The sequence below is a fragment of the Cellulosimicrobium sp. BMG9.23 genome (assembly GCF_059159985.1).
The window spans coordinates 264,456-281,461 of sequence record NZ_JBZGBZ010000004.1; the positions used below are offsets into that span (position 1 = coordinate 264,456).

Sequence of the window (17,006 nt, forward strand, 5' to 3'; positions counted from 1 at the left end):
GGTCGCGATCGGCCCTCGGGAGACCGGCGTCGCGACGCTCGGGTCGATCTCCGAGCCCAGCGGTGCCAGGCTGACGACATGACGAGCACCGACGCACGCACGGGGGCCGTGTTCGGCCCCGAGGTCTACGCCGCCCGCCGCACACGCGCCGCCGAGCAGGCGCGAGCGGCCGGGCTCGCCGGTCTCCTCGTGTCCCCCGGCCCCGAGCTCGCCTACTTCACCGGGTACAAGCCGACCGCGGTCACCGAGCGGCTCACCCTCCTGTCGATCCCGGCGACGCTCCCGGACGCCGGGGCGGCCGTCGTCGTGCCGCTCCTGGAGCGCGGCGACCTGCTGCGCGGCGCGGGGACCGACGGCCTGGAGGTCGTGCCGTGGCGCGACGGCGAGGACGAGCACGCGACGGCCGCGCGGCTCCTGGACGGCGACGGGTCGTACGCGGTGTCCGACTCGACGTGGGCGCTGCACGTGCTCGGCCTCCAGCGCACGCTCCCGGCCGCGCGGTTCGTCGCGTTCACGCACGCGCTGCCGATGCTGCGCGCCGTCAAGGACCCCGCCGAGGTCGAGCGGCTCGCCGCGGCGGGAGCCGCCGCCGACGCCGCGTTCGCCGACGTCCTGCAGGTGCCGTTCGCGGGCCGGCGCGAGACCGAGGTCGCCGCGGACCTCGACCGCTTCCTGCGCGGCCACGGCCACGAGCAGGTCGACTTCACGCTCGTCTGCTCGGGACCGAACGGCGCCGACCCCCACCACGAGGCCGACGACCGGGTGATCGAGCCGGGCGACCTCGTCGTGCTGGACTTCGGCGGCCTGCGCGACGGGTACGGGTCGGACACGAGCCGCACCGTGCTGGTCGAGGGCGGGACCGACGGCACGCTCGCCGCCCAGCAGCGCGAGGTGTACGACGTCGTACGCCGGGCCCAGCAGGCGGGCGTGGACGCCGTCCGCCCGGGAGCGACGTGCCAGGACGTCGACCGGGCCGCGCGCGCGGTCATCACGGAGGCCGGGTACGGCGAGCAGTTCGTCCACCGCACGGGCCACGGCATCGGCACGACGACGCACGAGCCGCCGTACATGGTCGAGGGCGAGGAGCGGCCGATCGAGCCCGGCATGTGCTTCTCCGTCGAGCCGGGCATCTACCTGCCGGGACGGTTCGGCGTGCGGATCGAGGACATCGTCGTCGCGTTCCCGCCGGACGTGCCCGACGGCGCCCGCCGCCTCAACACGTCGACGCACGACCTGCAGACGGTCCGCTGACCGACGTCGCCACCGGCCGGCCCGGCGGTCGTGCCAGCGGCCGGGGCGTGGTCATCGGCTGGGCTCGGCCTCCGGGTGATCCGGGGCGGCGCGCTCGACGTCTGCCCCGTCGGACGCCCGGACGCGCTCGTTCCGGATCCCGACCCAGCTGAGAACCCCGCCGAGCACCAGCAGGGCGGCGGTGACGAGGAGCGAGCGGTGGAACCCGTCGAGGTCAAGCACGCCGCCCACGATCACGCCCGCCATCGCGATGACGACCAGGCCCGCGACGCGCGACACCGCGTTGTTGACCGCGGAGCCGATGCCCGCGTCGGCCGCGGGGATGGAGCCGAGGATCGCGGACGTGAGCGGCGCGACGGTCATCGCGAGGCCGAGCCCGAAGAGCACGAGGCCGGGGAGGACCTGGGTGACGTAGACGGCGTCCTCGGTGGTGGTGAGCAGGAGCAGGTAGCCGGCCCCGCCGACGATCGGGCCCAGCGTCATGAACAGCCGCGGGCCGTAGCGGCCCGCGAGCGCCCCGAACCGCGTCGACAGCGCGAGGAGCACGAGCGTCACGGGGAGCTGCGCGAGCCCCGCGGCGGTGGCGCTGTACCCGGCGACCTGCTGGAGGAACAGCGTGACGACGAACCCGCCGAAGTACAGCGCGCCGTAGATCGCCGCGGTCGCGAGGTTGCCCCACGCGAAGTTCCGCACGGTGAACAGGCGTGGCGGGAGCATGGGGTCGGGGGCGCGCCGCTCCCACCAGACGAACGCGACGAGGCACGCCACACCGACGACGCACGGCCCCCAGACGACCGGGCTCGACCACCCGAACCGTCCTTGCTCGATGAGCGCGAACACCGTGCCCGCGAGCCCGACGGCGGCGAGGGTGGCGCCCGCGACGTCGATCCTGCGCGTGGCGATCGCGCCGACCTCCTCCGCGGCCGAGCGCGGGACGCCGCGCAGCAGCCACAGCGTGACGGCGACGGGCAGCACGTTGATCCAGAACACCCATCGCCACGAGATCGCGTCGATGAGGATCCCGCCGAGCAGCGGCCCGGCGAGCGACGCCGTGCTCGTCCACGCGGTCCAGGAGCCGATCGCCCGGGACTGCCGCTCGCCGTCGAACGTGGAGATGATCATGGCGAGCGAGCTCGGCACGAGCAGTGCGCCCGCGACGCCCTGCAGGCCACGCGCCACGACGAGGACCAGCCCGTCGGGGGCGACCGCGCACGCGACGGAGGTCACCGCGAAGCCCACGAGGCCGATCGCCATGACCCGGCGGCGGCCGTGCACGTCGGACAGCGACCCGGCGAGGAGGATGAACGCGCCGAGCGTGATCATGTAGGCGTCGACGACCCACTGCTGCAGCGCCAGCCCTGTGACCGGGCCGGTGGTGAGCTCGTCCGAGATGGCGGGCAGCGCGACGTTGACCACCGAGCCGTCGAGGAACGAGACGAACGACGCGAGGACCGCCACCACCAGCACGCGCTGCTGCACCGTCACCGACCCACCGTACGACTCGACCGCGCTACGGTGCCGACCGCGCGCGGACGGAGCGTGACAGTAGTGGCGGCGAACCCTGCCGGGCTCGCCACCATACCTGGAGGTAGGTATGGTGAGCGCATGATGTCGACCGACTCGCGCGAGCGCCTCGTCGCCGCCGCTCAGGAGCTCTTCTGGGCCCAGGGCGTCGGCGCGACGAGCCCGCGCCAGGTCCTCACCGCGAGTGGCGTGGGTCAGGGCAGCCTCTACCACCACTTCCCCTCCAAGCACGACCTCGCCGTGGCCGCGGTGCGCTCGACGACCACCGCCGCGCTCGACGCCGCGCACCGCGAACTCGACGCCGACGGGACCGCCGTCGAGCGCCTCGTGCGCTACCTGGAGCGGCCGCGCCCCGCGCTGGCCGGGTGCAAGGTCGGCCGTCTCGTGAGCGACCAGGCCGTCATGGACGACGCGGCGCTCACCGCCGAGATCCGGGACTACTTCCGCGGGCTGGTCGACGTCGCGGCCGCCGTCCTCGTGGCGGACGGCCTGCCCGACGACGCGGCCCGCGACCGCGCGCTCGCCGCGGTCGCGATCGTGCAGGGCGGGTACGTCCTCGCCCGCGCGCTCGACGACCCCGACGCCATGGCGGGCGCGGTCCGCGGGTTCGTCGCGCTGCTCGACGCCGGGGCCACGGACCGCACCGGGCGCACCGGGCGCGCCGCCCGAGACCACCTCGTCGCTCCGACCGGCCGCGACGCCGTGGACGCCGTGCCCGACACCCGGGAGGACGCATGACCGACACCACGGACAGCACGAACAGGACGGACAGCCGCGACACGGCCCACAGGGGCGACGGCGCCGACAGCGTGGACAGCCCGACGCTGCGCGAACGGCTGCGCGCCCTGCCCGTCTTCGGCGCCGACGTGCCCGGTCTCGACGTGGACGCGGCACCCGACGATCCCGTGACGCTGTTCGTCGACTGGCTCGAGGACGCGATCGGGGCCGGTGTCGCCGCCCCGCACGCCGCGACCCTGTCGACCGCCGACGCGGGAGGACGTGTCGACGCCCGGACCCTCCTCCTCAAGGACGTCGGCCCGGCCGGCTGGTCCTTCGCCGCACGCTCCGACTCTCCCAAGGGCGTCGCGCTCGCGGAGAACCCGAACGCGGCGCTGACGTTCCTGTGGCGCGAGCGCGGCCGGCAGGTGCGCGTGCGCGGCCCGGTCGCGCCGCTCGGGGCAGAGGCGTCGGCCACCGACTTCCTCGCCCGGTCCGAGCTCTCGCGCGCGACCGCGCTCGCGGGGCAGCAGAGCGCAACCCTCGCCTCCCGGGCGCAGTACCGCGCGGCCTGGGACACGGCGCTCGCCCGCGTGCGCGCCGAGCCGCAGACCGTGCTGGACACCTGGACCGCGTACGCCCTCGAGGCCACGACGGTCGAGTTCTGGGCGTCGTCGCAGGGCGAAGGCCAGACGCGCCTGCGCTACACCACGTCGGCGACGCCACCGTCACCCGACGACGCACCCTCCCCCGGCTGGACGAAGGAGCTCCTGTGGCCCTGACCGACTCTCCCGACAGGCGTGCTGCGGTCCTCGACGTCGAGGCCGTCCGCGACGACGCGCGAGCGGCGCTCGCCGCCGTCACGCGCTCCGCGGACTCTCTCGACGCCTCCGCGCTGGCCGCGCCTTCGCTCCTGCCGGGCTGGTCGCGCAGCCACGTCCTCGCGCACGTCACGGCGATCGGCGAGGCGATGGCACGCCAGGCCGAGCGCGCGGCGGCAGGCGAGCTGGTCGAGGTGTACGACGGCGGCGCGGAAGGCCGCGAGGCGGGCATCCAGACCGGGGCCCGCCGGACCGTCGTCGAGCACGTCGCAGCGCTCACGGCGCTCGCCGAGCGGCTGGAGGCCGCGTGGCCCGCCCCCGGCTCGGTCCGTTGGGCCGCGCCGGTGTCCTACCGCGACGGCACCGTCGTCGACGCGCTCGTCGCGTGGTGGCGCGAGGTCCGGCTCCACGCCGTCGACCTCGACGCAGGCATCGGGATCGGCACGTGGCCGCCGGCGCTCGCGCAGCACCTGCTCGACTTCCTCGCCGTCCGCCTGCCCCAGGGCATCGCCGTGGCGGTCGACCCGGCGGCAGCGCAGAACCAGGACCCGACGCAGGACGACACGCAGGACCCGACGCAGCACGGGGCCGAGACCGAGACCACGGTGACCGGCTCGCTCGTCGACGTCGCGGCATGGCTCGCGGGCCGCACACCCGACGACGAGCCGCGCGCGTGGCGCGCAGGGACGCGCGTCGGCCTCCCGGAGATCGGCCCGTGGCCGTCGCCCTACTCCCCACCCGCGAGGTAGTGCCTCGGCGTTCAGGACCTTGGTCCCGGACGAATGTGACGCACGCCCGTGACGCACCGCACACTTTGTGCACTCTGTCACAAGCGTAGAATCGCAGCGTGTCGAGTCGAGCGAGCAACCCCGCAAGCACTGCAGACCAGATCGACGTAGCCCTCATCGGCGGTGGCATCATGAGTGCCACCCTGGGCGCCCTCATCAACGTCCTGGAGCCCTCCTGGACGGTGCGCATCTACGAGCGTCTGGACGCCGTCGCGCAGGAGTCGTCGAACCCCTGGAACAACGCCGGTACCGGCCACGCCGCCCTGTGCGAGCTCAACTACACGCCCGAGCGGCCGGACGGCTCGATCGACATCACCAAGGCGGTGACGATCAACGAGCAGTTCGAGGTCTCGCGCGAGTTCTGGCACCACCTCCTCACGACCGGCGCCCTCCCGCAGCCCGCGAGCTTCATCTCCCGCACGCCGCACATGACATTCGTCCGCGGCGCGGAGAACGTCGACTACCTGCGCCGCCGGTTCGAGACGCTGCGCCAGCACCCGCTGTTCAGCGAGCTCGAGTTCTCGGACGACCCCGCCGTCGTCGCGCAGTGGGCACCTCTCCTCGTCGCGGAGCGCGACGGCGACGAGCCGATCGCCGCGACCCGCGCCACGAGCGGCACCGACGTCGACTTCGGCGCCCTCACGCAGCAGCTCGTCGACCACCTCGTCGACAGCGGCACGCAGCTCTTCCTCGAGCACGAGGTGAAGAACCTCAAGAAGACCAAGGACGGCCGCTGGCGCCTCACGGTCAAGGACCGGTCGTGGAACGCGCCCGTGCGTCGTTCGACCGTCGAGGCGCGGTTCGTCTTCGTCGGTGCCGGCGGCGGCGCCCTCCCGCTCCTGCAGAAGGCCGGTATCCCCGAGGCGAAGGGCTACGGCGGCTTCCCGATCAGCGGCGAGTTCCTGCGCACCGACGACCCCGAGCTCGTCGCGCAGCACCAGGCGAAGGTCTACGGCAAGGCCGACGTCGGCTCCCCGCCGATGTCCGTGCCGCACCTCGACACGCGCGTCGTCGACGGCAAGAGCTACCTCATGTTCGGCCCGTACGCCGGGTTCAGCCCCAAGTACCTCAAGAAGGGCCAGTACCTGGGCCTGTTCACGTCGCTGCGCCTGCACAACCTGGGCTCGATGGTCGGTGCGGGCGTCAAGAACCTCGACCTCACGCAGTACCTCGTCGGGCAGCTCCTCGCGAGCCCCGAGACGAAGTTCACGGCGCTCCAGGGCTTCATGCCGACGGCCCACCCCAAGGACTGGGAGACCATCACCGCGGGCCAGCGCGTCCAGGTGATCAAGCGCGACAAGGACGGCAAGGGCGTCCTCGAGTTCGGCACCGAGGTCATCGCGGCTGCCGACGGCTCGATCGCGGGCCTGCTCGGCGCCTCGCCGGGCGCCTCGACCGCCGTCCCGGCGATGATCGACCTGCTCGAGCGCTGCTTCCCGAACCGCTTCACGAAGTGGCGCCCCGAGCTCGCGACGATGATCCCGAGCCTCGGCCAGGCGCCGTGGGAGGCGGAGGAGCTGGAGGGCCTCGACCAGCTCACCGGCGACGCCGACCTCGACGTCTCGACGCGCGCCTGACGCGACAGCGTCCCGACGACGACGACGACGGCCCGGCCCTCCACGAGGTCCGGGCCGTCGCACGTCCACGACCTTCCGCACCCGATGCGCGTCACCGCACGTCGCATCACCGCACGTCGCGTCACCGCACGTCGTGTTACCGCACGTCGAGCTCCCGGGCACCCGGCACCTCACGCGAACCGGCGGGGAACCACGGGCGCGCCGGGTCCTCGCGGCGCGCCGCGAGCGCCGCGATCGTCGAGCCGACGACGACGAGGAGGGCGATCGCGCCCCAGAGGATGTCCATGCCTCGAGCATCGTCGTGGGCTCCGCGTCGGACGAGTGGCAGGACCGACGGGTGTCGACAAGATCCTGCCAGGGGCGTACGGTCGGGCCATGATCCGCACCGTCGCGGCCGTCGTGAGCGACGGCCTGGCCCCGTTCGAGTTCGGTGTCGTGTGCGAGGTCTTCGGCCTCGACCGCAGCGACCAAGGAGTGCCGCGCTTCGACTTCCGGGTCTGCGGACCCGTCGCCGGTGAGCCCGTGCGCACGTCGGTGGGCGCCCTGGTCGTCCCCGCACTGGGACTCGACGCGGTCGACGACGCCGATCTCGTGATCGTCCCCGCGATCCGCATCGGCAGCCACTACCCCGAGTCGGTGCTCGACGCCCTCCGCCGGGCGTCGGCGCGAGGTGCCACTCTGCTCAGCGTCTGCTCGGGCGTGTTCGTCCTGGCGGCTGCGGGCGTCATCGACGGACGCCGCGTCACGACCCACTGGATGCACGCCGAGGAGCTCCGGCGGCTGCACCCGACGCTCGACATCGACCCCGACGTGCTCTTCGTGGACGACGGCGACCTCATCACGAGCGCGGGGACCGCCGCGGGGATCGACGCGTGCCTGCACCTCGTCCGACGCGAGCTCGGGTCCCGGGTCGCGAACGTCATCGCGCGCCGCATGGTCGTCCCGCCCCAGCGTGAGGGCGGGCAGCGACAGTTCGTCCAGCGCCCCGTCCCGGAAGCCGAGGAGGACTCGTTCGCCGAGCTCCTGGACTGGATGACCGAGCACCTCGACGAGCCGCTGACCGTCCGCGACCTCGCCCGGCGCGCCCACACGTCGGAGCGGACGTTCGCCCGAACCTTCGTCGCCCAGACGGGCACGACGCCGCTCGCCTGGCTCACCGCCCAGCGGGTCGCCCACGCGCAGACGCTCCTCGAGGAGACGCGGACGGACCTGGAGGACGTCGCGCGCCGGTGCGGCTTCGGGTCCGCCGCGCTGCTGCGCCACCACTTCCGCCGCGCCGTCGGGGTCACTCCCACGGAGTTCCGGCACACGTTCCGCCACGCCGCCTGACCAGCCTTCGCGGCTTCTTCACGCCGTGGACGATTGCGAACAACCTACGGTCCCGTAGGATCGGGCCATCTGCTCCACGAGCACCCGCTCAACGCCGCGGCTGGGAAGTCGATTCGATCCCCTGCAAGGATGCCCATGACTACTGCCGCCGTCCGTCCGGGTTTCCGGGCCACCCGACCCAAGACCGACGACGGCGCAGCCGTCACCAGCACCTACACCGCCCTCTCGCGCACCGTGCGCGACGCCGGTCTCCTCGAGCGCGCACAGGGCTACTACCTGTGGACGCTCGGTGCTCTGACCGTGGCTCTGGGCGGGGTGGTCACCGGCATCGTCCTGCTGGGCGACTCGTGGTTCCAGCTCCTCATGGCCGCAGCCCTCGGGCTGATCTTCACGCAGTTCGCGTTCGTGGCGCACGAGGCCTCGCACCGCCAGGTGTTCGCGTCCGGTCCCATCAACGACCGGGTCGGCAAGATCCTCGCCAACGCTGTCGTGGGCATCAGCTACTCGTGGTGGATGAACAAGCACAACCGCCACCACGCGAACCCGAACCGCCGGGGCAAGGACCCCGACATCAACCCCGACGTCATCGTCTTCCTCGGCGACGACGCCGCCCGGGCCACGGGGATCAAGGCGTTCATCAACCGCTACCAGGGCTGGCTGTTCTTCCCGCTCCTCACCCTCGAGGGCCTCAACCTCCACGTCACGGCGTTCCGCAGCCTCATCACCGGCGACGCGGTCCGCGCCTCGCTGCGCACGCGGATGCTCGAGCTCGCCGTCATCACCGTGCGCCTCGCGACCTACGTCGCCGTGATCTTCTGGGCGCTGCCCCTCGGCATGGCGTTCGCGTTCCTCGGGGTCCAGCTCGCCGTGTTCGGCGTGTACATGGGCGCGTCGTTCGCCCCGAACCACAAGGGCATGGCGATCATCCCCGAGGACAGCAAGATCGACTTCCTGTCGAAGCAGGTGCTCACGTCGCGGAACATCCGCGGTGGGTGGTTCATGAACATCCTCATGGGCGGTCTCAACTTCCAGATCGAGCACCACCTGTTCCCCAACATGCCCCGGCCCCACCTCGCGCGGGCGCGCGACATCGTGCGCGAGCACTGCCGCAACGTCGGCCTGCCCTACACCGAGACGAGCCTCGCCCAGTCCTACGCGATCGTCGTCCGGTACCTCAACGAGGTGGGCCTGTCCGCACGCGACCCCTTCGACTGCCCGATGTTCAAGCAGCTGCGCAAGGTCTGAGCCCCGGTCAGGACGAGGCGGCCTGGCCGTGGCGCCAGTAGCCGACGAAGTCGACTTGCGTCTTCGGCACTCCCCGGTCGTTGACGAGGTGCCGGCGGACACCCGTCACCAGGGACGACTCCCCGACGGCGTAGGCGTACACGGGCGCCGACGGGAGGTCGGCTGCACGTACGGCGTCGAGGGCGAGGCGCCCGGGGACGGTGTGGTCCCCGGCGGAGGACGGCGCGTCGGCTGACGCGGGACCGTCCGAGCGCGCGATCCAGCGCAGCTCGACCCCGGCAGGGACGCGGAAGTCCTGGACGTCGGCCAGGTCGGGCAGCTCGACGATCGCGAGGCCGCGCGCGTCGTCGGGCAGCGACTCGCAGATGCCCGCGACAGCGGGCAGCCCGGTCTCGTCCGCGACGACGAGCGTCCAGTCGTGCTCGACGCGCGGGTTGTACCCGACGCCCTGGTCCAGCAGCCCCACACGATCCCCTGGCTCGGCGGTCAGCGCGAAGCGCGACGCGGGCCCCTCGTCGCCGTGGACGACGAAGTCGACGTCCAGCTCGCGCAGGTCGGCACGCACCGCCCGGACGGTGTAGCTGCGGACGAACGGGCGCCGCGCCTTCGGCGTGGCGAGGTACTGGACGTACCACAGGCCCGACGAGCGCGTCGGCAGGCTCAGCGCGTCCTGGTCCGGTCGCGTGAGGAAGAGGCGGAACCACTGGTCGTACCCCATCGGCGTGAAGTGGTCCATGCCCTCGCCGCCGAGCGTCACGCGGACGACGTGCGGGCTGACACGCTTCGACCCGACGACCTCGAGCGTCAGGACGTGTGCATCGGCAGGCTTGACGATCTTGAAGTTCGCCACCGTCGGCTCCTCGTTCCTCCACGGGTCGGGACCGGCACGCTGCCGGACGACCGATCACCGCCGGGGCGATCGCAGGAGAGCCTAACCTCACCTCGACTCCGCCGTCGATGTGCTCGACGCCACACGGACCGCGTGCCGCCGATCGCTCTCGCCGCCGAAGCCCGCTCCCCTCGTGCCCCCGGGTCAGCGGCGGCGGAGCCCCGAGAGCCGCTCGGGGTTGCGGAACACGAGCACACGCGCCACGCGGTCGCCGTCGAACTCGACCGAGCCGGCCATGACAGCGGATCCGCCCGAGGACCAGACCGTGCCGATCGCGCCGTTGATCAGCGCCGGCTCGGCCTCGAGGTCCGCCATCTCCGGCTTCGCCACGAGCCCGACGAGCAGGCGAGCGACCTTCTCGACGCCGCGGACAGGGCGTCGCGCGGCTCGTACCCGGCCGCCGCCGTCCGTCACGACGACGACGTCTGGCGCGAGGGTCGCGACCACCGCGTCCAGGTCGCCCGAGACGCAGGCCTCGAGGAAGCGCTGCGTCGCCTCGCGCTGCTGCTCGTCCGGTGGCGTGAAGCGCGGACGTCGCGCGCGCACGTGCTCCCGCGCACGGTGCGCCGTCTGGCGCACCGCCTCGGGCGTCCGGTCGAGGACGCGCGCGACCTCGTCGTGGTCGAGCGCGAAGACCTCGCGCAGCACGAACACCGCGCGCTCGAGCGGGCTCAGCGTCTCGAGGACGACGAGCATCGCCATCGACACGTCGTCGGCGCGCTCGACCTGGAGAGCGGCGTCAGGGGTCGTCAGGAGCGGGTCCGGCAGCCACGGCCCGACGTACGTCTCGCGCTGCGTCCGTAGCGTCCGCAGCCGGTTGAGCGCGAGACGCGTGGTGATGCGCACGAGGTAGGCGCGCGCGTCGACCACGTCGTCGCGGTCGTCCGCGGACCAGCGCAGCCACGTCTCCTGGACCACGTCCTCGGCGTCCGCGGCGGCGCCGAGCAGCTCGTACGCGACCGTGAAGAGCAGCCGGCGGTGGCGGGTGAACGGCGCGACGAGCGCGTCGCTCTCGTCCTGCCCGGACCGTGCGCCGTGTGCGCCGTCGTCACTCACTCCCCCAGCCTGCCCGAGCCACCGGCCGCGCGACCACCAGCGGCGCCCAGAGCCCTGGCGGGCGGCACCGCGCACCGGTCGCTGAAACCCTGGCTCGTCAGTCCGAGCGCCGCGTTGACGCGGCTGCGCAGGTTCTCGACCGCGACGAGCGCGGTGAGCTCGACGAACGCCTCGTCGCCGAGGTCGGCCCGCAGGTCCGCCGCGAGCTCGTCGGTGACCGTCGGCGGCGTCGCGGTCATCGCCTGCGCGTACTCCAGGACCCGGCGCTGCGTCGTCGTGTAGACGTCGCTGTCGCGCCACGCCGGGACGTCGTGGAGCAGCTGAGGCTCGACGTCGCCGTGCTCGGACTCCCAGTAGCCGAAGTCGACGCACCACGAGCAGCCGATCTCCACGGCCGACACCATGACCGCGAGCGCGGCGTGCGTGGGGTCGAGCGCGCGCCACCGCCCGACCCCGGCCTCCAGCACGCAGTAGGTCGTCGCGACGCGGGGGTTGTGCCCGACGGCGGCCAGCGGGTCGAGCACCGCGCCGTACCGACGACGTGAGAGCGCGGCGAGCGTGCGGTTGAGCAGCGTCCGGGGCGGGTCGAGGGAGATGCGGGCCATGAGGTGCTCCTTCCGGTCCGACGCACGGGTCGCGCCGGTGCCATGAGGACACGCGGGCGCCTGCCGGCGTGACACGCTCCGCCCCGTCGTCGTCGTGGCGTGCGTCACACTCCGTCGCCGGCAGCGGTCGGCAGGTGGGCCGGAGCGCTCCCGGACCACGTCACGGACGGTGCGACCGCTTCTCGTTGCCCCTGCGATAGTTCCCGGTCGCGCGGGCGAGGAGGAGCTGCACCTCGCGCTCGTCCCCCCGGGCCTCGGCGCGACCGAGCGCGGCGACCAGACGGTCCGCCGCGGCCCCAGCGACGGTGACGACGACGCGGCCACCCCGGGCGACCCGCACGCGTCCGTCCTGGGTGACCTGGTGGTCGAACGGGTCGGGGAACGCGTCGTCGGGCATGCGGAGAACGCTAGGCGCCCGGACGTCGCGAGCGCACGTCCATTCCCGCGGTCACGCCCGCGCGGAGTCTGCGCCGCGGCGCCGCCTGCCGCGACCCGTGAGGTCAGCGAGCGGGGAGTACCGCGGGACCCAGCGCACCAGCGCCGCGGTCGAGGCGCCGCCGAGAGCGGCCGCGGCCCAGATCCCCGCGGCGAGCGACCCGAGCGCCGCGCCCGCCGCGAGCACGAGCGGGCCGAGCGCGTCGCCGGTGTCCTGGAACAGCCGCCACACGCTGAGGAAGGTCGGACGCACGTCGGCCGGGGCGACGTCGGCCCCGAGCGTCATGACGATGCCCGACCCCATGCCGTTCCCGATGCCGAGCAGCGCGGCGACGACCGCGAGCGCAGCGGGGGTGTGCGCGACGGGCACCAGGGCGAGGGCGAGGGCCATCGTGAGCATGGACGGGACCGCGACCCACAGCCGCCCGAACCGGTCCATGACCTTGCCCGCGGGGTAGAAGAGCAGCATGTCGAGGGCACCCGAGATCCCGAAGATCACCGACGTCACCTCGGCGTCGAGGCCGAGGTGCTCGCCCCACAGCGGGATCACCGTCTGGCGGGCGCCGCGCACCGCGGCGATGAGAAGGATGGCGACGCCGAGCGTCGTGAACAGGCGCCGGTGGTCGCGCGCGACCTGCGCGATGCTCGCCCGCGGGCGAGCCGTCCGCGCCGTCCGTCCGGGCGTGTCGCCACCGTCGCGCTCCGGCGGCACGACGGCGACGACGGTCACCGCCACGAGCGCCGAGACCGCCCCGAGCCAGAACGCGCCGCGCACGGAGGTCGCCGCGATCACCGCCGCGCCCGCGAACGGGCCGATGAACAGCCCGATGCGGTGCACGCCCGCGAGCGTGGACAGGACGCGCGCCCTGCGCAGCGGCGGCGTGATCTCCGTGAGGTACGACTGCCGCGCGAGGTTGAACACGGCCGAGGACGCCCCGAGGGCGAGCACGCCCGCCGCGAGGCCCCACAGCTCGCTCGTCAGCGCGACCGTCGAGAACGCGACGACCGCGACGCCGCCTGCGAGGAGCATCGCCGTGCGGTCGCCGAGCCGCGTCGCGAGCGATCCCGCGGGCAGGTCGAAGAGGATCTTGCCGAGCGGCAGGAGCGCCGTCACGAGACCCGCGACGGTGAGGCTCGCGCCGCGACCGGTCGCCGTGACGGCGACGACCGGGAGCATGGCGCCCACACCGATCTCCAGGACGAGGGTCGGGACGAACGCGCCGAGCACGACGCTGCGCAGAGGGAAGAGGGGCGCATCCCCGGCGCTGGTCACGGCTGGTCGCATCATGAGGCGTCGCCAACCGGGGCGTCGGCGCCGCGGCACACGGGCGCGTCCGCGAGGAGCTCGAGCAGCTGCGACGCGGCGGGCGCCCCCTGCCCGCGCTGCCCCGTCACGACCGACACGACCCAGCTCGGGCCGCCCGTCTCCGGCAGGGGCACCGTCACGAGGCGCGCCGCCTGCGGCTTCGCGGCGACGTGGCGCGGGACCATGGCGATCCCGAGACCGCGGTCGACGAGCTCCAGGAGCGTGTGGACGTCGTTCACCGTGAACCGCACCCGGCGGTGCGCGCCGTGCGCCGCGCAGGCCGCGTCGTTCACGGGGCGCGCCGCCCACGAGGGGTCGAGGTCGACGAAGTCCTCGCCCACGAGGTCGGTCCAGTCCACCCGTCCACGGCTCGCGAGGTGGTGCTCGGGCGGGCACACGAGCACGAGGGGCTCCCTGCCCAGCTCCGTCTGGGTCAGGGCGCCGAGGTGCTCGGTCGTCGCGACGAAGGCGACGTCCACGTCCCCGTCCCGCACGCGCGCGACCAGCTCGTGCGACCCCGCCTGGACGAAGTGGATCTCGACGAGCGGGAAACGTCGGTGGAAGCGCTCGAGGAGCGCGGCGACGTCGACGATCCCGAGGCACTGCTCGGCCCCGACCCGCAGCGAGCCCGAGAGCGCGTGCGTCGCCCGCACGACCGCGTCGCGAGCGGCGGCCGCCTGAGCGAGCATGGACCGGGCGAACGGCAGCAGCGCGAGCCCGGCCTCGGTCGGCTCCACGCGGCGCGTCGTGCGCGTGAACAGGCTGGAACCCAGCTCGTCCTCGAGGCTGCGGATCGCCGCGGAGAGGCCGGACTGGGAGACGCCCGTGAGCGCGGCGGCGCGCGTGAACTGCCGCTCGTCCGCGAGCGCCACGAGGTACTCCATCTGTCGCAGATCCATTGACCACTCATTCTTCTGGAATTGACGACCGACAATCGTTGGACTTCTAGGTTATCGGTTCCTACGCTCGACGAGCACGTGCCGGACGGGACGTCCCGCCCGCGCCACCCCTCCCCTCGACCCGTGAGGAAGCACCATGCACCAGCGCACGCTCGGATCCCGGACCGTCTCCGCGATCGGCCTCGGCGGCATGCCGATGTCGATCGAGGGCCGCCCGGACGAGGCCCGGTCCGTCGCGACGATCCACGCCGCGCTCGACGCGGGCGTCACCCTGATCGACACCGCCGACGCCTACCACCTGCACGCCGACGAGGTCGGCCACAACGAGGAGCTGATCGCCCGCGCGCTCCGGTCGTACGGCGGCGACACGTCCGGCGTGCTCGTCGCGACGAAGGGTGGCCACCTGCGTCCCGGCGACGGCACGTGGACGAAGAACGGGGACCCCGCCTACCTCAAGCAGGCGGCGAAGGAGTCGGCGCGCCGGCTCGGCGTCGAGGCGATCGGCCTCTACCAGTTCCACCGCCCGGACCCGGCCGTGCCCTACGCCGACTCCGTCGGCGCGCTCGCCGATCTCCTCGACGAGGGCGTCGTCGAGATGGCCGGCATCTCGAACGCCGACGTCGCGCAGATCGATCTCGCGAACGAGGTGCTCGGCGGCCGGCTGGTGTCCGTGCAGAACCAGTTCTCGCCGCGGTTCCGGTCCAGCCAGGGCGAGCTCGAGCACTGCGCGGCGCTCGGCGTCGCGTTCCTGCCCTGGAGCCCGCTGGGCGGGATCGCGAACGCCGGCGAGCTGGGCAGCACGCACGCGGCCTTCCAGGAGGTCGCCGACGCCCACGGCGTGAGCGTCTACCAGGTGACCCTCGCGTGGGAGCTCGCGCTCGCGCCCGTCGTGATCCCCATCCCGGGCGCGTCACGACCCGAGAGCATCCGCGACTCCGCAGGGGCCGTCGACCTCGTCCTGACCGACGACGAGGTCGCCCGGCTCTCCGCGGCCTGACCGACGACGGACGGAGCACCACCATGAAGACCTTCACCCTGCCCGGGACGGACCTCGTGGTCCCGAACGTCGCGCTCGGGCTCATGCGCATCCAGGACAAGTCCGACGACGAGGTGCGCACGCTGGTGCGCACCGCCCGCGACGCGGGCGTCACGTTCCTCGACCACGCCGACGTCTACGGCGACGACCTGCACGGCTGCGAGCGCCGCTTCGCGGAGGCGACGCGCCTGTCCCCCGCCGAGCGCGCGGAGTGGGTCCTCCAGTCGAAGGCCGGGATCGTGCCCGACGGGCCGTACTTCGACTTCTCGTACGACCACCTCGTCGAGTCGGTGCACGGGTCGCTCGACGCCCTGGGCACGGACTACCTCGACATCCTCCTGCTGCACCGCCCGGACGCCCTCGTGGAGCCCGAGGAGGTCGCGCGCGCGTTCTCCGACCTGCACGCGGCCGGCAAGGTCCGCGCGTTCGGCGTCTCGAACCACACCCCCGGTCAGATCGAGCTGCTGCGCCGGTACGTCGAGCAGCCGATCGTCGCGAACCAGCTGCAGCTCTCGATCACGCACGCGCCGCTCGTCGCCCAGGGCGTGGCCTCGAACATGGCCGCGCTCGACCAGTCGGTGAGCCGGGACGTGGGGACCATCGACTACTGCCGCCTGCACGACATCACCGTCCAGGCGTGGTCACCCTTCCAGGCCGGATTCTTCACGGGCGTGTTCCTCGGCTCGGACGAGTACCCCGAGCTCAACGCGGTGGTGGACCGCCTCGCCGAGCGGTACGACGTGCCGCCGATCGCGATCGCGACCGCGTGGATCACGCGCCACCCGGCCCGGATGCAGGTCGTCCTCGGCACGACGAGCCCCGACCGCGTCGCCGGTGCGGCCCAGGGGTCCGACGTGCCGTTGACGCGCGCCGAGTGGTACGAGCTGTTTCGCGCGGCGGGCCACACCGTGCCGTGATCGCCGGCGCAGCGGCGCGGGTGCGGCCGTCGGCGGACGAGGGCGATCGGTCAGGTTTCGAGAAGCGGACGGGCCCGGCGGCTTCCTAGCCTGGGGACATCGAACCGACCGAGAAGGAGCGACCGATGACGGGCACGCAGAAGGCTGCGACGACGAGCTACGAGGGGTTCACGGCCGAGGAGCGAGCGGCCATGAAGGAGCGGGCCAAGGAGCTCAAGGCGACGACCGACGGCGAGGCAGCGGTCCGCGCGAAGATCGCCGAGATGTCCGACGCGGACCGAGCCCTCGCCGAGGCCGTCCATGCGATCGTCCGGGCGGAGGCGCCCCACCTGGTTCCCCGCACCTGGTACGGGCAGCCGGCCTACGCCCGGCCGGGCACGGGGAAGAAGGCCGGCCCGATCGTGTGCTTCTTCCAGGCGGCCGAGAAGTTCGGCACCCGGTACGCGACGCTCGGGTTCAACGAGGACGCCCGCCTCGACGACGGCACGATGTGGCCGACGTCGTACGCGCTCACGGAGATGAACCCCGCGAACGAGAAGGAGGTCGCCCGGCTCGTGCGGACGGCAGCCGGCTGAGGAGTGCGAGCAGTGCGGGCCGAGACAGCGCCATGC

At 73.3% G+C, this 17,006-nt stretch carries 18 protein-coding genes; 10 read left to right on the plus strand and 8 right to left on the minus strand.

Annotated features, from left to right (window positions below):
- Positions 1 to 78: 78 nt before the first annotated feature.
- Positions 79 to 1,251, plus strand: a complete 1,173-nt coding sequence (locus AC4H2G_RS07845) for an aminopeptidase P family protein (RefSeq protein WP_494365197.1) — start codon at positions 79 to 81, stop codon at positions 1,249 to 1,251.
- 51 nt (positions 1,252 to 1,302) lie between these two features.
- Here the strand turns inward: AC4H2G_RS07845 and AC4H2G_RS07850 are convergent, their stop codons facing one another.
- Entirely contained in the window at positions 1,303 to 2,736 is a 1,434-nt protein-coding gene (locus AC4H2G_RS07850) for an MFS transporter (protein ID WP_494365198.1), read from the minus strand.
- A gap of 120 nt (positions 2,737 to 2,856) precedes the next feature.
- Between AC4H2G_RS07850 and AC4H2G_RS07855 the strand changes: the two genes are divergently transcribed.
- The 4 genes from AC4H2G_RS07855 (at position 2,857) to mqo (ending at position 6,678) form a co-directional block, all read left to right on the plus strand.
- On the plus strand, positions 2,857 to 3,513 hold the full coding sequence (locus tag AC4H2G_RS07855; protein ID WP_494365199.1) for a TetR/AcrR family transcriptional regulator: 657 nt from the start codon (positions 2,857 to 2,859) through the stop codon (positions 3,511 to 3,513).
- On the plus strand, positions 3,510 to 4,274 hold the full coding sequence (locus AC4H2G_RS07860; protein WP_494365200.1) for a pyridoxine/pyridoxamine 5'-phosphate oxidase: 765 nt from the start codon (positions 3,510 to 3,512) through the stop codon (positions 4,272 to 4,274). The genes AC4H2G_RS07855 and AC4H2G_RS07860 overlap by 4 nt, the downstream gene beginning before the upstream one ends.
- Positions 4,265 to 5,062, plus strand: a complete 798-nt coding sequence (locus AC4H2G_RS07865) for a maleylpyruvate isomerase family mycothiol-dependent enzyme (protein ID WP_494365201.1) — start codon at positions 4,265 to 4,267, stop codon at positions 5,060 to 5,062. Before AC4H2G_RS07860 ends, AC4H2G_RS07865 begins: the two co-directional genes overlap by 10 nt.
- Before the next feature lie 98 nt (positions 5,063 to 5,160).
- The gene (mqo, locus tag AC4H2G_RS07870) at positions 5,161 to 6,678 is read left to right on the plus strand and encodes a malate dehydrogenase (quinone) (RefSeq protein ID WP_494365202.1); all 1,518 of its coding nucleotides are present in this window, start codon (positions 5,161 to 5,163) and stop codon (positions 6,676 to 6,678) included.
- Positions 6,679 to 6,814: 136 nt separating this feature from the next.
- On the opposite strand, the gene AC4H2G_RS07875 is transcribed toward mqo, so the two are convergent.
- Positions 6,815 to 6,964 carry a hypothetical protein gene (locus tag AC4H2G_RS07875; protein WP_494365203.1) on the minus strand — a complete coding sequence of 50 codons (150 nt, stop codon included), beginning with the start codon at positions 6,962 to 6,964 and terminating at the stop codon, positions 6,815 to 6,817.
- 89 nt (positions 6,965 to 7,053) lie between these two features.
- On the opposite strand from AC4H2G_RS07875, the gene AC4H2G_RS07880 reads away from it, so the two are divergent.
- Together AC4H2G_RS07880 and AC4H2G_RS07885 are read left to right on the plus strand one after the other, a co-directional pair.
- Positions 7,054 to 8,007: a helix-turn-helix domain-containing protein gene (locus AC4H2G_RS07880; protein WP_494365204.1), complete on the plus strand. Its 954-nt coding sequence runs from the start codon at positions 7,054 to 7,056 to the stop codon at positions 8,005 to 8,007.
- A 135-nt stretch (positions 8,008 to 8,142) separates the two neighbouring features.
- Complete coding sequence (locus AC4H2G_RS07885) at positions 8,143 to 9,252, plus strand: fatty acid desaturase family protein (RefSeq protein ID WP_494365205.1); 1,110 nt, start codon at positions 8,143 to 8,145, stop codon at positions 9,250 to 9,252.
- Positions 9,253 to 9,259: 7 nt separating this feature from the next.
- Here AC4H2G_RS07885 and AC4H2G_RS07890 read toward each other — a convergent pair whose 3' ends face one another.
- From AC4H2G_RS07890 to AC4H2G_RS07915, 6 genes are all read right to left on the minus strand, one after another.
- Complete coding sequence (locus AC4H2G_RS07890; protein WP_494365206.1) at positions 9,260 to 10,102, minus strand: siderophore-interacting protein; 843 nt, start codon at positions 10,100 to 10,102, stop codon at positions 9,260 to 9,262.
- 183 nt (positions 10,103 to 10,285) lie between these two features.
- Entirely contained in the window at positions 10,286 to 11,197 is a 912-nt protein-coding gene (locus AC4H2G_RS07895) for an RNA polymerase sigma-70 factor (RefSeq protein WP_494365207.1), read from the minus strand.
- Entirely contained in the window at positions 11,194 to 11,802 is a 609-nt protein-coding gene (locus AC4H2G_RS07900; RefSeq protein WP_494365208.1) for a carboxymuconolactone decarboxylase family protein, read from the minus strand. Before AC4H2G_RS07900 ends, AC4H2G_RS07895 begins: the two co-directional genes overlap by 4 nt.
- A gap of 160 nt (positions 11,803 to 11,962) precedes the next feature.
- On the minus strand, positions 11,963 to 12,199 hold the full coding sequence (locus tag AC4H2G_RS07905) for a hypothetical protein (protein WP_494365209.1): 237 nt from the start codon (positions 12,197 to 12,199) through the stop codon (positions 11,963 to 11,965).
- Between the two features lie 51 nt (positions 12,200 to 12,250).
- Positions 12,251 to 13,510: an MFS transporter gene (locus AC4H2G_RS07910; RefSeq protein ID WP_494365210.1), complete on the minus strand. Its 1,260-nt coding sequence runs from the start codon at positions 13,508 to 13,510 to the stop codon at positions 12,251 to 12,253.
- 11 nt (positions 13,511 to 13,521) lie between these two features.
- Positions 13,522 to 14,442: a LysR family transcriptional regulator gene (locus AC4H2G_RS07915; RefSeq protein ID WP_494365211.1), complete on the minus strand. Its 921-nt coding sequence runs from the start codon at positions 14,440 to 14,442 to the stop codon at positions 13,522 to 13,524.
- A 136-nt stretch (positions 14,443 to 14,578) separates the two neighbouring features.
- Between AC4H2G_RS07915 and AC4H2G_RS07920 the strand changes: the two genes are divergently transcribed.
- The 3 genes from AC4H2G_RS07920 to AC4H2G_RS07930 all read left to right on the plus strand — a co-directional run bounded on the left by AC4H2G_RS07920 (position 14,579) and on the right by AC4H2G_RS07930 (position 16,970).
- On the plus strand, positions 14,579 to 15,439 hold the full coding sequence (locus AC4H2G_RS07920; protein WP_494365212.1) for an aldo/keto reductase: 861 nt from the start codon (positions 14,579 to 14,581) through the stop codon (positions 15,437 to 15,439).
- 23 nt (positions 15,440 to 15,462) lie between these two features.
- Positions 15,463 to 16,395, plus strand: a complete 933-nt coding sequence (locus tag AC4H2G_RS07925) for an aldo/keto reductase (protein WP_494365213.1) — start codon at positions 15,463 to 15,465, stop codon at positions 16,393 to 16,395.
- A gap of 125 nt (positions 16,396 to 16,520) precedes the next feature.
- Positions 16,521 to 16,970, plus strand: a complete 450-nt coding sequence (locus tag AC4H2G_RS07930) for an iron chaperone (protein WP_494365214.1) — start codon at positions 16,521 to 16,523, stop codon at positions 16,968 to 16,970.
- Positions 16,971 to 17,006: the final 36 nt, after the last annotated feature.

Coding starts and splice junctions, on each gene's coding strand:
- AC4H2G_RS07920 (WP_494365212.1), top strand. CDS start 14,579: ATGCACCAGCGCACGCTCGGATCCCGGACCGTCTCCGCGATCGGCCTC.
- AC4H2G_RS07930 (WP_494365214.1), top strand. CDS start 16,521: ATGACGGGCACGCAGAAGGCTGCGACGACGAGCTACGAGGGGTTCACG.
- AC4H2G_RS07880 (WP_494365204.1), top strand. CDS start 7,054: ATGATCCGCACCGTCGCGGCCGTCGTGAGCGACGGCCTGGCCCCGTTC.
- AC4H2G_RS07905 (WP_494365209.1), bottom strand. CDS start 12,199: ATGCCCGACGACGCGTTCCCCGACCCGTTCGACCACCAGGTCACCCAG.
- AC4H2G_RS07885 (WP_494365205.1), top strand. CDS start 8,143: ATGACTACTGCCGCCGTCCGTCCGGGTTTCCGGGCCACCCGACCCAAG.
- AC4H2G_RS07915 (WP_494365211.1), bottom strand. CDS start 14,442: ATGGATCTGCGACAGATGGAGTACCTCGTGGCGCTCGCGGACGAGCGG.
- AC4H2G_RS07845 (WP_494365197.1), top strand. CDS start 79: ATGACGAGCACCGACGCACGCACGGGGGCCGTGTTCGGCCCCGAGGTC.
- AC4H2G_RS07855 (WP_494365199.1), top strand. CDS start 2,857: ATGATGTCGACCGACTCGCGCGAGCGCCTCGTCGCCGCCGCTCAGGAG.
- AC4H2G_RS07875 (WP_494365203.1), bottom strand. CDS start 6,964: ATGGACATCCTCTGGGGCGCGATCGCCCTCCTCGTCGTCGTCGGCTCG.
- AC4H2G_RS07925 (WP_494365213.1), top strand. CDS start 15,463: ATGAAGACCTTCACCCTGCCCGGGACGGACCTCGTGGTCCCGAACGTC.
- AC4H2G_RS07900 (WP_494365208.1), bottom strand. CDS start 11,802: ATGGCCCGCATCTCCCTCGACCCGCCCCGGACGCTGCTCAACCGCACG.
- AC4H2G_RS07860 (WP_494365200.1), top strand. CDS start 3,510: ATGACCGACACCACGGACAGCACGAACAGGACGGACAGCCGCGACACG.